Annotated in this window: 17 protein-coding genes; 4 read left to right on the forward strand and 13 right to left on the reverse strand. The window is 37.2% G+C overall.

All coding sequences use genetic code 11. The features are described from left to right. Window positions 1-23: 23 nt before the first annotated feature. The 9 genes from QZL88_RS06425 to pyrH form a co-directional block, all read right to left on the reverse strand. A complete protein-coding gene (locus QZL88_RS06425) occupies window positions 24-1,121 on the reverse strand; it encodes a GDP-L-fucose synthase (RefSeq protein ID WP_296945025.1) in 1,098 nt (365 codons plus the stop codon). A gap of 23 nt (window positions 1,122-1,144) precedes the next feature. After that, window positions 1,145-2,299, reverse strand: a complete 1,155-nt coding sequence (gene gmd, locus QZL88_RS06430; RefSeq protein WP_296939297.1) for a GDP-mannose 4,6-dehydratase — start codon at window positions 2,297-2,299, stop codon at window positions 1,145-1,147. A 162-nt stretch (window positions 2,300-2,461) separates the two neighbouring features. Continuing rightward, a complete protein-coding gene (locus QZL88_RS06435) occupies window positions 2,462-3,658 on the reverse strand; it encodes a thioredoxin family protein (RefSeq protein ID WP_296939299.1) in 1,197 nt (398 codons plus the stop codon). 21 nt (window positions 3,659-3,679) lie between these two features. Beyond that, the gene (gene cls / locus QZL88_RS06440; protein WP_296939301.1) at window positions 3,680-5,113 is read right to left on the reverse strand and encodes a cardiolipin synthase; all 1,434 of its coding nucleotides are present in this window, start codon (window positions 5,111-5,113) and stop codon (window positions 3,680-3,682) included. A 71-nt stretch (window positions 5,114-5,184) separates the two neighbouring features. Further along, a complete protein-coding gene (locus tag QZL88_RS06445; protein WP_296939302.1) occupies window positions 5,185-5,577 on the reverse strand; it encodes a hypothetical protein in 393 nt (130 codons plus the stop codon). A 7-nt stretch (window positions 5,578-5,584) separates the two neighbouring features. Continuing rightward, entirely contained in the window at window positions 5,585-5,950 is a 366-nt protein-coding gene (locus tag QZL88_RS06450) for a DUF2809 domain-containing protein (RefSeq protein WP_296939304.1), read from the reverse strand. 160 nt (window positions 5,951-6,110) lie between these two features. Continuing rightward, entirely contained in the window at window positions 6,111-7,037 is a 927-nt protein-coding gene (gene rsgA, locus QZL88_RS06455) for a ribosome small subunit-dependent GTPase A (protein ID WP_296939306.1), read from the reverse strand. A gap of 104 nt (window positions 7,038-7,141) precedes the next feature. Next, on the reverse strand, window positions 7,142-7,705 hold the full coding sequence (gene frr / locus QZL88_RS06460) for a ribosome recycling factor (protein ID WP_006798670.1): 564 nt from the start codon (window positions 7,703-7,705) through the stop codon (window positions 7,142-7,144). 114 nt (window positions 7,706-7,819) lie between these two features. After that, a complete protein-coding gene (gene pyrH, locus QZL88_RS06465; protein ID WP_296939309.1) occupies window positions 7,820-8,530 on the reverse strand; it encodes a UMP kinase in 711 nt (236 codons plus the stop codon). A 684-nt stretch (window positions 8,531-9,214) separates the two neighbouring features. Between pyrH and QZL88_RS06470 the strand changes: the two genes are divergently transcribed. The 4 genes from QZL88_RS06470 (at window position 9,215) to QZL88_RS06485 (ending at window position 11,719) form a co-directional block, all read left to right on the forward strand. Further along, window positions 9,215-9,919, forward strand: a complete 705-nt coding sequence (locus tag QZL88_RS06470) for a hypothetical protein (RefSeq protein WP_296939311.1) — start codon at window positions 9,215-9,217, stop codon at window positions 9,917-9,919. Between the two features lie 82 nt (window positions 9,920-10,001). Next, on the forward strand, window positions 10,002-10,775 hold the full coding sequence (locus QZL88_RS06475; RefSeq protein WP_296945028.1) for a peptidylprolyl isomerase: 774 nt from the start codon (window positions 10,002-10,004) through the stop codon (window positions 10,773-10,775). Between the two features lie 19 nt (window positions 10,776-10,794). Further along, window positions 10,795-11,130, forward strand: a complete 336-nt coding sequence (locus tag QZL88_RS06480) for a cupin domain-containing protein (RefSeq protein WP_296939313.1) — start codon at window positions 10,795-10,797, stop codon at window positions 11,128-11,130. A gap of 25 nt (window positions 11,131-11,155) precedes the next feature. Next, window positions 11,156-11,719: an NUDIX hydrolase gene (locus QZL88_RS06485; RefSeq protein WP_296939316.1), complete on the forward strand. Its 564-nt coding sequence runs from the start codon at window positions 11,156-11,158 to the stop codon at window positions 11,717-11,719. Between the two features lie 302 nt (window positions 11,720-12,021). Here QZL88_RS06485 and QZL88_RS06490 read toward each other — a convergent pair whose 3' ends face one another. From QZL88_RS06490 to QZL88_RS06505, 4 genes are all read right to left on the reverse strand, one after another. Next, complete coding sequence (locus QZL88_RS06490) at window positions 12,022-12,297, reverse strand: HU family DNA-binding protein (protein WP_296939318.1); 276 nt, start codon at window positions 12,295-12,297, stop codon at window positions 12,022-12,024. Window positions 12,298-12,483: 186 nt separating this feature from the next. Further along, on the reverse strand, window positions 12,484-12,687 hold the full coding sequence (locus QZL88_RS06495; protein ID WP_296939319.1) for a hypothetical protein: 204 nt from the start codon (window positions 12,685-12,687) through the stop codon (window positions 12,484-12,486). 51 nt (window positions 12,688-12,738) lie between these two features. Further along, complete coding sequence (locus QZL88_RS06500; RefSeq protein WP_296939321.1) at window positions 12,739-13,170, reverse strand: ribonuclease H; 432 nt, start codon at window positions 13,168-13,170, stop codon at window positions 12,739-12,741. After that, on the reverse strand, window positions 13,136-13,654 hold the full coding sequence (locus QZL88_RS06505; RefSeq protein ID WP_296939323.1) for a hypothetical protein: 519 nt from the start codon (window positions 13,652-13,654) through the stop codon (window positions 13,136-13,138). The genes QZL88_RS06500 and QZL88_RS06505 overlap by 35 nt, the downstream gene beginning before the upstream one ends. Window positions 13,655-13,978: the final 324 nt, after the last annotated feature.

Genomic DNA, 13,978 nt, shown 5'->3' on the forward strand with positions numbered 1-13,978 from the left:
AAATTATAATTAAACACTATTTATTAATCTACTATATATTTATTGTACCACGAATACATCCGGTTTAATCCATCTTCTATTTCAACCTTATGTTTCCATCCCAATGAATTCAACTTAGAGACATCTGACAATTTTCTCATAGTTCCATCAGGTTTTTCTGTATTAAACCACAGATCTCCTGAAAAATCCACTACTTTTTTTATAATATTCGCGACATCTTTTATCGATATTTCAACACCTGTCCCCACATTAATATGTGTATTTCGGATTTCTTTACCTTCTATAACACTAATTAAGTCTAAAAAGTTTACAGACTCCATTACAAAAACAGTTGCATCAGCCATTTCGTCACTCCAGAGAAATTCCCGCATAGGTTTTCCTGAACCCCATAACTCAACCTGAACTTTATCTCCAACTTTCTTAACACCATATTTACACATAATATTAAGAATCTCTTCTTCTGAAGACTGTCCTGTTATACCTTCTATCGGGCGTAAGTCAAAATCCTTCCTTATTATATCCCACGCACTTACTTCGAGACACTTCCCTAAGTGAATCTTGCGAATCATAGCAGGCAGGACATGAGAGGTTTCCAAATTAAAGTTATCATTCGGTCCGTACAGATTTGTGGGCATTACAGCTATAAAATTTGTATTATACTGAATGTTATAACTCTCACACATTTTCAATCCTGCGATTTTCGCTATAGCATACGGTTCGTTTGTATATTCCAAAGGTCCTGTCAGCAGAACATTTTCAGACATCGGCTGAAATGCTTCTTTCGGATAAATACAAGAACTGCCCAAAAATACTAATTTTTTCACATTATTTACATATGATTGATGAATAACATTATTCTGAATCATCAAATTTTCATATATAAACTGACCGCGATATGTATTATTAGCCACTATACCCCCAACTTTAGCCGCTGCTAAAAAGACGTATTCTGGTTTTTCTTTTGCAAAAAAATCGGCTACTTCCGTTTGACTAGTCAGATCTAGTTCTGCATAGGTTTTTAATATAAAATTAGTATATCCTTTATTCTTCAGATTTCTGAGAATTGCAGAGCCAACTAACCCTCTGTGTCCGGCTATATATATTTTAGCGTCTTTTTCTATCATTTATTATCTACCGTTCCTGCTTACTCAAAGTAATTCAAAATCCGATATCCACCATTTTTCAAGAACTCCTCTTTCTTCATCAGTTCAATATCATGTACTACCATATCCTGACAAAGAGCCTTAAGGTCATAGGTTGGTTCCCATCCTAACTTAGTTCTGGCTTTAGTATTATCTCCAATTAATATTTCAACTTCTGTGGGACGAAAATAGGCCGGATCAACACCGACAACAACTTCTCCTACTCTTTTCTTAAAGGAAGATAAATATTCTTCACCAACGACTTTAGAGAAAATATCGTCATTTATACTAATAATATAACCTTCTTCTTTTTCATTCTCTCCCTTAAACTCTACTTCAACACCCAACTCCATAAATGACATTTTTATAAAGTCGCGGATCGTTGTAGTTACTCCTGTAGAAATTACATAATCGTCGGGAGTATCTTGCTGAAGAATAAGATACATGGCTTTTATATAGTCTTTAGCATGTCCCCAGTCTCTTTTGCTAGATAAATTCCCCATATATACTTTCTTCTGAAGCCCGAGAGCTATACGTGAAACAGCACGGGTAACTTTTCTTGTTACAAAAGTTTCGCCTCTCAATGGAGATTCATGATTGAACAGAATTCCATTACTGGCATGCATACCATATGCCTCTCTATAGTTTACTGTAATCCAATATGCATACAATTTTGCAACTGCATAGGGACTTCTAGGGTAAAATGGCGTTGTTTCTTTCTGCGGTATCTCCTGCACCAATCCATACAATTCGGATGTTGATGCCTGATATATCCTGGTTTTTTCTGTCAGATCTAATAAACGAACTGCTTCTAAAACCCTGAGAGGACCTATTCCATCGGCATTAGCTGTATATTCAGGAGTATCGAAACTAACCTTCACATGACTCATCGCTGCAAGATTATAAATCTCATCAGGCTGAACATCACCAATAATACGAGTAAGATTCATACTATCCGTCATGTCTCCATAATGAAGTATCATATTTCGGTTCTCATCATGCGGATCTTGATACAAATGATCTATACGGTCTGTATTAAACAAAGATGACCTTCTTTTAATACCATGGACTGTATAGCCCTTTTTTATCAAATATTCAGATAGATATGCTCCATCTTGTCCTGTAACGCCTGTGATGAGTGCAACTTTTTTGCTCATATAAACTACTTAATAAATAACTTATTAAGATTTACTATTTCAATAATTATTCTTTAACTCTATAAATCTAAGTCCAGTTATCCAAACAGAACATACAAGCCACAAAGATATAGTTTTTTTAACTAATACAAATAAAAATATCTTTATTTTGGTGAAAAAACTTCATTTTTCTCCTTTCAGGCTGGTATTGAAATCAATGTCTGTAACTAAAGCATAGCGTTTTATTACCACCCCATCCTTATCCAACAAAAAGAATGTAGGAGTACTCATTATCCCATATCTGACAAAGTTAATACCGGCAAAGCCTCTATAATCACAGAGCTTGTCCGAATCAGGCCATGGGAAATGCTTTACATCTTCAGCAAACATATCCTTATTAGTATCCGAAGATATGGAAACTATGCGTACATTTTGCTCCTTTAGTTTTGGATAATCACTTATTAATCGTTCTATTTGGGTATGGCAATTTTCACAATCGGGTTGATAAAAAACTAATAATGTACGGCTATATCCTGCCTCTATTAATGATGGCGACAGACCCTCCAAAACCGGGGCGAGTGTCCCTTTACGAACTTTAGCTAATGCAAACGCATCAAATATTCGACCTTGCGGGACAGCTATTCTCCCCGACTCTTCTATATAGGGTACTATAATATCGAATGCATCATCCCATCCGTATTGTTCGGTTATGAGAATTAAGTTATTAGCAAGATGTTCAAAAGCCTCTTGCGATTTTATACGCTTCATCAGACGCACCATATCTTCGGCCATCAACTGCTGATCGGCTGTCAACCGGGTCAATCCGTCTATAATATTATACCATATACCGCTGGTGTAGAGTTTATCCACATCAAGTTGATTTAACGCATACAAACGGGCATTAGCTTTATCCATAAGGCTTCCGCCCTGAGTAGCCAACCTGTTCAATTGTTGCATATAACGAACCAATTCGATAAAAGATGAAGCATAAAGAGTTGTGTCCTGAGCCGGTCGGGCGCCTTCTTGTATAACAGAATATAAATATTCATTTTCCGGCGAATTTTTGAATATATATTTCTGGTTTGGATCTTGCCTTACGCTAAGATCTTCATGATTAACGATTATATTCAATGGTCTGGAATCTTTTACCTGGAGTGATCCCATCCCTGCATATTTTTTTTCTTTTTCCGGTATGTTAATTGTCACATCACCGGCAAAAGAAAGCGTCCCTCTTTGAATCGTATCCTGCTTTATACCTTTACTTAGGATAAATACATACTCCTTATTCGACTGTTCGGGGAGAAATATGCTTATTTTCTGAGCATTTACGGCAAAAGTAATCAGATAGCTTAAACACAATATAAATAGTTTCTTCTTCATTCTATTTTTATAAGACTTGAATTATAACAACGGGGAAAATAGCCGCATAACCGATTCTTTAAATTTCTCGAATCTCGACCTTTTATCCCATTCTTCGGCCGATAAAAGAGAGGATTGCTCCATATCTCTGAAGAATATATCCTTTGCCGCATCACAAGTATTTTCATTATATATAAATGCGTCTATTTCAAAATTATGCTCAAAACTCCGCACATCCATATTTGCCGAACCGGTTATCGTCAGAGAATTATCAATAACCATCAACTTTGAATGCAGGAATCCGGCTTCATAGAAAAACACACTTACTTTTGCATCCAGTACATCCTTCAGGTATGACATAGATGCGATATGCACAAATGTAGTATCTGAATGCCGCGGAAGCATCAGCCTTACATCTACTCCGCGCATCGATGCCATCTGAAGAGCAAGCAATAATGCGTCGGTGGGTACAAAATAAGGAGTTTGAATATAAATGCATTCCTTTGCATTGGATATCGCCTGCAAAATGCCGAGATGAATATCTTTAAACGGGCCTACGGGTCCACTGGTAACAAGTTGCATCAGATTATCGCCCTTACTTTCCAAGACAGGGTAATATGTATCGGAAGCCAGAAATTCTTTACGGGAAGAGTACCAGTCTATCAGAAAAGATGTCTGTAATCCAGCTACAGCCTTACCTTCTATCTTAATATGACTGTCGCGCCAAGTCCCGAAGCTCACCCCGTTAATATATCTGTCGGCAATATTCATTCCTCCTACAAATCCTACTTTACCGTCTATAACTACAATTTTTCTGTGATTACGATAGTTAACCCGGCTCGTTAAAAACTTAAATGCCACTTTAAGGAATGGCTGAACTTCAATGCCCTGCGCCTGCATTTCCTTAAAGAAACGACGTTTAGCTTTCCATGATCCTACATCGTCATATATAAGACGCACTTCTACTCCTTCTGCTGCTTTACGCACAAGAATATCGCGAGTTTTTTGCCCGATCTCATCATCAAGGAAAATATAATACTGTATGTGGATGTGCTTCCGGGCTATTTCAAGTTCCTCGAAAAGAGCATCAAATTTTGCTATACCACTCGAATAAAAAGTAACATCACTCCCACCATATAAGGGCGCGCCCTTTAATCTGTTCAGAAGATTTACCAATCCTTTATGTTCGGCGGGCGGATTCAGCGTCTCTAATAATTCTTTGCGGCCTATAGAACGGCGGTTAAGTTTCTTGTACATCTTATGAGAGATAAGGCGCTGTTTGCGACTATCCTCTCCAAAAAAATAATAGATAATGAGTCCGACCAAAGGTAATAGCAATAAGATAAGTACCCATGAAATAGTTTTCAAGGGGTTCCTGTTTTCCGAGATGACAACTATCATCGTACCTAATGCTGTAACTACATACAGAATTTGGAAAATAAGAATTAGATTATCTGTAGCTTCCATCGATTCCATTGGCTCACAAATAGCTTATTGCACCAAAGTTATAATAAAATATGAGTTCTAGGCATTCACACCTTTTAAATTTAATCGTTATTGTCGAGGCGATGAAGAATATCTTCACGTAGGACTACCCTATCCCAAGAGTAGGTCACATCTGTATTCTGCAGATATTCGATAACAGCGAGAGCTCTATGCAAATCTGTTTTACTCTTCTCTTCCGACAAGTCATAGCGCATCATTAAGAGTTTCGGATACTGTTCGAGCAAATCCCGGTCATTTATCTTTTCAATCAATATATCCGAGTCGTCAGCAATTGATGTATGAAAATTGGTGGAAAAGAAAGTAAAGCATTCATTCAATATATCTTTCTGCTCCGAATTGCTCAGTTTTTCTCTGTTGTCTGTAAGTTGCTGCAACTTTTTCATGAATTCTTCCAAAAGCCGCATTAAAAAATCTTTCCTCCGTTGTTGTAGCATAACCTGATCATTTTTCTCTGTCTATCAAATAGCAAATGACTCCTCCAATCGTATAACAGAGTATATCCATCCAACTGAATGAGGAACCGATAACTACACGCATTATTTTATTATCCTGCATACCCAGTATTTCCACTAAATGTAAATATTGCCCTGCTTCTACAAGGTAAGCAAATAAAACGACACCTGTAATGATATAAACAATTTTCGTTTCAACAAAGGTCTTCACAAAATAATACATAAGAATAACAACCAGAATATCTCCTCCATACGGACGGATAAAGCTGTCATCGACAAATTTTGCGATAAGTACCTCTATTACAAATATAATAAGAAAAATGATAAAAGACTTTAAGTCGAATCTCCATTTCATATGTGTCAGGTTATTTTGATGGAATACAAAGATTATAAGGTCGCGGACCTTTTTATTGCTTTGATAAGTACAACTGCTAAAGGTAGTTATAATTCGAAATATATCATTAAATACTTCCTGTTACTTAAATTTTTAAAGCCCCATTATTTAATGCGTCAGGCTATTTCCTGTACTTCTCGTCAGTTTCCTCTTCCATCATATTGAGGTACGACTTGTAGCGGCTCTCGCTTATATAATGCTTTTCTACAGCAGCCCTCACCGCACAATCCGGCTCATTAATATGAATACAATTGTGAAAACGGCAGTCTTTCGAAAACTTGAAAATATCGGGAAAGAAATGAAAGATCTCGTCCTTCTCCATATCCACCGTACCAAAGCCTTTGATACCGGGAGTATCTATTATAAAACCGCCCTGAGATAGCTCTATCATTTCGGAAAAAGTGGTTGTATGCATCCCTTTGCCATGATATCCGGATATCGCTCCGGTCTTCAGGCCTGTATCGGGGATAAGGGTATTAATCAGAGTAGACTTCCCTACGCCTGAATGTCCGGAAAACAAAGTTATCTTCCCTTCTATCTTTTCTCGCAGAGCTTCTATCCCTTCTTTTTCTAAAGCTGATATTTTGAGACCCGGATAACCTATATGATTGTATAAACCAATCAGGGCATCCATATACTCGGTTTCATCTTCCGTATAGATATCCGTTTTATTAAATATAAGATTCACGGGAACCCGGTAGGCTTCTGCCGCGGCAAGAAACCGGTCGATAAAGACGGTGGATGTCACCGGATGATTGATTGTAACGATAAGAAAGCACAGGTCTATGTTCGCTGCCAGGATATGGGATTGCTTTGATAAATTGGAAGAACGGCGGATAATATAATTCTTCCGATCTTCTATTTCGGTTATCAGAGCGGTACCCTCATTGTTTTCAACAATGCTGACCCTGTCCCCTACTGCGATAGGATTGGTACTGCGTATACCCTTCAGGCGAAAATTTCCTTTCACCTTACATTCGATATTTTTCCCGTCATCGGTACGAACCAGATACCAACTACCCGTATTTTTTATTACAAGACCATTCATATATCAATTAGCAAATAAGCAGATTCGGAGATTAGCAAATTAGTAAATTTTAAACTCGATTTGCCCATTTCCGAATCTGCTAATCTCCGAATTTGCTTATTATTTTATACTGTCAATATTTCTTTTTCTTTCAGAGCAAATACATCGTCGATTTTCTTAATGTATTTATCGTGAAGTTTCTGCATATCATTTTCCGCATCCTTAGCCATATCTTCTGCAACCCCGTCTTTTACCGACTTTTTGATTGAATCGATAGCATCGCGGCGCGCATTGCGGATACTTACTTTTGCGTCCTCCGCTTCTTGCTTGGCTTGTTTTACCAATTGCTTACGTCGCTCTTCAGTCAAAGGAGGAATAGATAGGCGGATAATCTCCCCATTATTATCAGGAGTAATGCCCACGTCGGAGTTAAGAATAGCTTTCTCCACCTCTTTCAACATTTGTTTTTCCCATGGTTGAATGACAATAGTCCGTGCATCCGGTGTATTAATAGCTGCTACGCCGCTAAGTGGGGTAAGTGAGCCGTAATATTCAAGTTTTATCCCATCCAGGATATGGGGATTTGCTTTTCCCGCACGTATACGGGATAGAGTTTCGTCAAGAAACTCTACAGAAGCCTGCATTTTCTCTTCTGCTTTTTGTCCGATTTGTTTTAGGTCTGCTGCCATAATTTATATTTGGCTTACGCCGATTTTTAATTCAAGATTTAATAATTTCAAGATTTGCAAAATAAGATAAAAGGTCATTGCCATCTCTTTAGGAAGACTAGAAATACTTAGTATCTACGCATGCACATAAGTACCTATATTCTCGCCTTTCATCAGCCGTTCCAGATTACCTGGAGTATCCATATCGAAGACAACGATGGGTAGGTTATTTTCTTTACACATCACGGTTGCTGTCATGTCCATCACTTTCAGCCCGCGAGTGTAAACCTCGTCATACGATATACGCTCAAATTTAGTCGCAGTCGGGTCTTTCTCCGGGTCTGCAGTATATACGCCGTCGACACGTGTTCCTTTGAGCATAACGTCAGCCTCTATTTCTATCCCACGCAGAGACGAGCCGGTATCTGTAGTAAAGAATGGATTACCTGTACCGCATGAAAGAATAACAACTTCGCCATTTTCCATGGCTTCAATAGCTTTCCATTTACTGTAAATTTCGCCGATAGGTTCCATGCGTATAGCTGTCAGCACTCTGGCTTTTTGACCAATGGCAACTAATGCCGAACTTAAAGCCAGGCTATTAATAACTGTCGCTAACATACCCATCTGGTCGCCTTTCACCCTGTCGTAACCTTTCGAGGCTCCACTCAATCCTCGGAAAATATTTCCTCCTCCTATAACAATGCTAATCTGAACGCCCATATCTGCAACAGATTTTATCTGTTCGGCATAAGAGTTCAGCCGGTTAACATCTATACCATATTGCTGTTGACCCATCAGGGATTCACCGCTTAACTTCAGGAGTATTCTTCCGTATTTTGCCATATTTCATTTTTTGTATATGCAAATCTAGTACAATTTACTAAATTATGAAAAACAAAAGATGCTATTCGGTTTTTATTCTTTCAAAACATCGGGGCAAACGCATGGGGTTTTATCTTTTGGGGAGAAGTTTATCTATGTATATAGCTTTTAGCCGTTAGCTGATAGCTATTAGCTCTTTGAAAGATTGATAGCCCCCTCAAACCCCGAAGGGGGGGCTTACAATGAAGGTAAAAGTAATAAGTAAAAAAGTGTAACCTTTGTTACCTTTTGCGCCTTAGCGTCTCTGCGTGAAATATTGTTGACTGCTAACTGTTGACTGTTTGCTAATATATCTGTTACCTTTGTTACCTTTTATATAGCACCTTTCGTATAACTATCTGTGTACCTTGCGGTAAAGAGTTTTAGCCACCAAATACACGAAGGAAATCACAAAGGATAAAAAACTGTTACATGTGTTACCTTTTGAAGAAAGGCACGAGTAAACAAGATACAAGTTGTTAACTGCTAACTGATGACTGTTAACTAATATATCTGTTACTTTTTGCACTTTAGCATTTTTGCATGAGAGTATTTTTGATTGATAACCAAGAAACCGTTTGCCTTGTTCAAAAGATACTCATATGATAATATTTAGCTATTTTTGTTTCTAAGAATATCCGGAATAGAAATAAAAAATTATGAATTATGGTTATAAAAGGTTTGATTCTTCTGGTAGTTACTCTTTTGTCTGGATTGTTTATGATAGTGGCGATATTCTGGGCTATTGTAAAATGGAGTAATAAAAAGAGCCGCGACACGGGTTGCCTGCTGGCAATTCTTTTCTTTATACTCGCCATCTTTTGTGGGATCTATCTGGTATATAAAGGAGTAAATACCGTTATTGAAAAAGTACCAGAAATAAAAGAACAGGCTGTAGAATCCATCGCCGATGCATATACTATGTATTATGGCGATTCACCTTATATGAACAGCCTGAAAGCAATGCAGCCGACCGACTCCATCATTCCGGAAACATATTTTACGTATGCCGGATTCAGGGACAGCTACCGCATTCCGCTGATATATCCTTATTCTATAAATGCCATAGACGATATGGAATATGGTTCTCTGGATGATGAAAGTGGCATAAAAAATATAGTCAAGGAGAAAAACAAGGCTAAAAATATACTCTCCAACCTCACATTTTTTGCTTTCGATAAAAATATGCTGCTGGCAAAAACTGTATCGCATTCCAAGACCGAAATAAAATATGTTATATTCCATTTTGCGACAAAACAGGCGGAAGTATTCGATAATGAAGTGGACATGAGGAAGAAAGCGGAAGAGACAGGCTTTGATATGACAAAATCGATGGAAAGGATGAGTACATATTATTATGACTTATTTTAAGAATGAGTACATTTGTACCTGATTTAAAGAAACCGATATGAAAAAACTTTGGTTTATACCTATAATCCTATTAACAATAACTATGTGCAGTAACAAACCCAAAGAACCTGTCGTGCTATTACAGACCAGCTATGGCAATATAAAAATCAAATTGTATAACGAAACGCCCATCCATAGAGACAATTTTCTCAGATTGGCCAAAGAGGGTTTCTATAAAGATCTGACATTTCACAGGGTAATAAAGGATTTTATGATCCAAGGTGGTGACCCCAAAACCCGCAATATAGCTGACGGAGACTCTATTCCCGAAGATAAAACGATGGGAGATACCATCCCTTCCGAAATAAAATTCCCACTTCATTATCATAAACGGGGAGCACTGGGCGCAGCCCGCTGGGGTGACGCTGAAAATCCGACAAAGGCTTCTGATGCTTCGCAGTTTTATATCGTTACTGGCGAGTTGACTTTCGATAATAAATTGAATGAGCTGGAAAAAACACGTTTCGAACGCTTGAAACAAAGCATCTACAACCGATTGCAATCAGCGAATATGGACACAATCAAAGCTTTGTATAAAACCGGTGATCGCTCAGCCATAACCGAATTGAAAAATAAGATGCTGTCGGAAGCCGAAGAGCAGGCAAATACACAGAAGCCGGAAATAACATATAGTGAGGAACAACGTGAATATTATAAGACCAGAGGAGGTGCGCCGCATCTGGACAATGAATATACGGTATTTGGAGAAGTGATGGAAGGCATGGATGTTGTAGACAAAATACAGAACGTGAAAACAAATGAGAAGGATAAGCCACTGAAAGGTATCCTTATGAATGTTATAGTATTAGAAAAATAATATTGGAATTGCTTAAAGTATGAAAGAAAGTAAAGAATTCATTCTACAAAAAGATATAATAACCGAAACTGTCGGAGAGGGTGTTACCAGGCAGATACTGGGATATAATGATGAACTGATGCTAGTAAAGGTATCTTTCGAAAAAGGAAGTATCGGCAATATGCACAGTCATCCACATGTGCAATCGTCGTATATAGAGAGCGGCAGATTTGAGGTTACTATAGATGGGAAAAAGCAGGAACTTGTGCAAGGTGACGGCTTTTACGTGCCTTCCGGAGCCATTCACGGACTTATCTGTATGGAAAAAGGCGCAGTATTAGATGCATTTTCGCCCATGCGAAAAGATTTTATATGAGACAAACTATAAACAAACTACAATAATGAACAACAAAATTGACGATAAAGCCTGGAAAGTATTAAAAAGCGAATATCTCTTTCAGGAACCTTGGCTTACTGTTCGGCGTGAGCATATACAATTGCCTAATGGGAATGAAATCCCCGATTATTATCTGCTCGATTATCCTGACTGGGTAAATGTTCTAGCTATCACAAAAAACAAAGAGTTTATTCTTGTTAGCCAGTACAGGCACGGGCTCGGGTACACATCTATGGAATTATGCGCAGGAGTAGCAGAAAAGTATGATCCGTCATTTGAGGTTTCTGCACAACGGGAATTACTTGAAGAAACAGGATATGGGAACGGCAATTGGACAAAATACATGGAAATATCTGTCAATCCGGGAACACATACCAATATGACCCATTGTTTTCTGGCTACGGATGTAGAAAAGATATCGGAACAGAATCTGGAAGCTACCGAAGATATATCTGTACATTTATTATCAGCAGACGAACTTGTGACGTTATTGAAGAAGGATAGTATCAAGCAGGCTGTTCAGGCTGCTCCATTATGGAAATATATAGCTGAGAATCATTTGATTTGAGAAAACCTATTCTAAATTAGGCCTACAAAAGGCACTTCTATAAAATAAGAAAAGGTTGTCATCCCGAAGTCCAATCGTGAATTGTAACTTGCTATAATTCAGTATCATTAAAACCTTATAAGTCCAAAATGCCAATATCCGACAAAAAAACGCAACGTAGACTCGGTTAATACTATAATTTTTACGCCTGACAAATATATACAATATTTCTCACATTAAACAGCTTAAAATGAAGTATCAGCGTTAGAGTAATCATTAACACTTCTACATTAGAAAAATGCCAACAAAAATAGTTTTCCCCTTTATTCATCGTCTTTTCTATAAATTCCGGGAGAAGCCTTAAAGGATATTTTTATCTTGGCTTTTTCTAATGATACTTGCCCATTTTTAGGATTTCTAACAAACCTTTCATCTTGTTTTTTAGCTTTAAAAGTACCAAAGTTTGAAAACGTTAGTGAATTACCGTTTGTTAATTCTGTAGACATCGCATTTAACAAGATTTCTAAATAAGCATGTAAAGTTTGTTGAGGTACTCCACTGGTCTCCGATGCTATTTTGATTAGCTGCTTCTTATTCATAAATATACTATTTATACTTTGTGTAGTATCACAAAGGTTGGTCAATCTTTCTTAATTGGACAAACTACAAAGTTAATCAAAAATAAGCGGCAGATGAACGTTTATAATTCACCTGCCATTGCTATTTTGCTTTTTAAAATCTTAAAGTATCTGTTATGAATCTATTAAGGAAATTGAATATGTTTTTTATTTATATCTTTTTTGTACAGGAATAATATGAACTTCTATTCTGTCATCTTCCATAATACTTTTTATACCCTGATATATAGTCATTGCTTCAATTCCTGCAATCTTCAGTGCTTTTAGCGTTATATGATCTTCTATTAAAGTCATATAATCCCGCTCAGTTAGAGTAACACATTTTTCTTTGTCCTTTTTCAGTATTGCCATTGTCGTATAATAATAGAAAGCCCCTTAGTCTTCGCAGATATAGAGGCTATGTTACTTATTTCCAAAATCCGAAGGTATTTCACCCCATTCTTTTTTATTCCAGTGCAATATAGTAATACGGTCTACTTGTTCGGCAAATGCTTTTAAAAAAACTTCTGCTTTCAGTAAATCGTTATTTACTTTTTTAGATGCTGTCTTCTTTGCTTTAACCCAGGACAGGGCGGTTTGACTGTCGGTATAGATGATTTTATGGATGTAATTATTCTCTATAATGTACTTTATAGCATGAACAACACCTAAAAACTCACCGATATTAACGGTTTGAAATCCTAAGTCAATCAAGAATAATTGTTCTCCTGAAACTAAGTCAATTGCCCTGTACTGCGTTTTCTTGTTGTGAATGGAATGAGCAGCATCTGTTGCAATTCCTTTTTGCGGCTGCACTATGCTACTTACTTTTTGACGTTTTGATATAATACCCATCCTTTTTCATGGACTTAATAACAACGGTAGCCTCTTTACTAAACTCCTCGATTACCTGAGATAGATTTTCAATGTCAGTTCGTGAGTTCAGAAGTTCAATCACTCCTTCAACCGTGCTACTAGAGGGAGATTTTCCATCTTTGGGATCGAAATAGATTATTTTGTTTCCGAATGAAACTGTAACCTGATAAACTGCGTTACGAACAATGTTTTTTTCAATTTTTGCTTTAAATTCGATTGGTATTGCGGACACAACTACATATCCTTTACTGTTGTGCATCGACTTTAGCTCTACCTCATACAAAACATTGGGCAATACTACATCCTTTAAGTCTGAAGACAGTACACAGATTTGTTTTCCGTACACCGAGCCCTCCCTAACTCCTTTAAGTTTTTTAGTTTTAGAATGCCGGGATACAAAGCCGATAAGCTCACCCGACTGTTCTGATTTCGCAAATTTGATTTGCGACTTTTCAAGTGCCATAAATTAAATCCTGTTCTCATAAAACCTATAACTTTCAATTAACAAACTGATATTTCATTCATTTTATTAGATGCAAATTTAGACTAATTAATGTCGAAATACAAATAAAACATCATACATATACAGTTGTATAAATAAATGAAATATACATAGTTACTGATTTTCTAACGCACTCTATTTTCTTCTGAAAAATGGCTAAAACGTTCATCGGTTTCTGAGATATCGAACAACCCATAGCACTTCCAGTACCTGTAAATCCTTTCATTACCATTACTATAGTAAATATCGGAGTGTTTAAGATATTGGCAGCCTTGTTTTGTGTTA

This window comes from uncultured Dysgonomonas sp., assembly GCF_900079725.1.
GTDB lineage: Bacteria > Bacteroidota > Bacteroidia > Bacteroidales > Dysgonomonadaceae > Dysgonomonas.

Bases quoted from the DNA above. Each gene is read 5' to 3' on its own strand.
- pyrH (WP_296939309.1), bottom strand. From the start codon at position 8,530: ATGGCAAAATACGGAAGAATACTCCTGAAGTTAAGCGGTGAATCCCTG.
- QZL88_RS06475 (WP_296945028.1), top strand. From the start codon at position 10,002: ATGTGCAGTAACAAACCCAAAGAACCTGTCGTGCTATTACAGACCAGC.
- rsgA (WP_296939306.1), bottom strand. From the start codon at position 7,037: ATGAATGGTCTTGTAATAAAAAATACGGGTAGTTGGTATCTGGTTCGT.
- QZL88_RS06505 (WP_296939323.1), bottom strand. From the start codon at position 13,654: ATGGCACTTGAAAAGTCGCAAATCAAATTTGCGAAATCAGAACAGTCG.
- frr (WP_006798670.1), bottom strand. From the start codon at position 7,705: ATGGCAGCAGACCTAAAACAAATCGGACAAAAAGCAGAAGAGAAAATG.
- QZL88_RS06480 (WP_296939313.1), top strand. From the start codon at position 10,795: ATGAAAGAAAGTAAAGAATTCATTCTACAAAAAGATATAATAACCGAA.
- cls (WP_296939301.1), bottom strand. From the start codon at position 5,113: ATGGAATCGATGGAAGCTACAGATAATCTAATTCTTATTTTCCAAATT.
- QZL88_RS06490 (WP_296939318.1), bottom strand. From the start codon at position 12,297: ATGAATAAGAAGCAGCTAATCAAAATAGCATCGGAGACCAGTGGAGTA.
- QZL88_RS06485 (WP_296939316.1), top strand. From the start codon at position 11,156: ATGAACAACAAAATTGACGATAAAGCCTGGAAAGTATTAAAAAGCGAA.
- QZL88_RS06445 (WP_296939302.1), bottom strand. From the start codon at position 5,577: ATGCTACAACAACGGAGGAAAGATTTTTTAATGCGGCTTTTGGAAGAA.
- gmd (WP_296939297.1), bottom strand. From the start codon at position 2,299: ATGAGCAAAAAAGTTGCACTCATCACAGGCGTTACAGGACAAGATGGA.
- QZL88_RS06500 (WP_296939321.1), bottom strand. From the start codon at position 13,170: ATGGGTATTATATCAAAACGTCAAAAAGTAAGTAGCATAGTGCAGCCG.
- QZL88_RS06470 (WP_296939311.1), top strand. From the start codon at position 9,215: ATGGTTATAAAAGGTTTGATTCTTCTGGTAGTTACTCTTTTGTCTGGA.
- QZL88_RS06450 (WP_296939304.1), bottom strand. From the start codon at position 5,950: ATGAAATGGAGATTCGACTTAAAGTCTTTTATCATTTTTCTTATTATA.
- QZL88_RS06435 (WP_296939299.1), bottom strand. From the start codon at position 3,658: ATGAAGAAGAAACTATTTATATTGTGTTTAAGCTATCTGATTACTTTT.
- QZL88_RS06495 (WP_296939319.1), bottom strand. From the start codon at position 12,687: ATGGCAATACTGAAAAAGGACAAAGAAAAATGTGTTACTCTAACTGAG.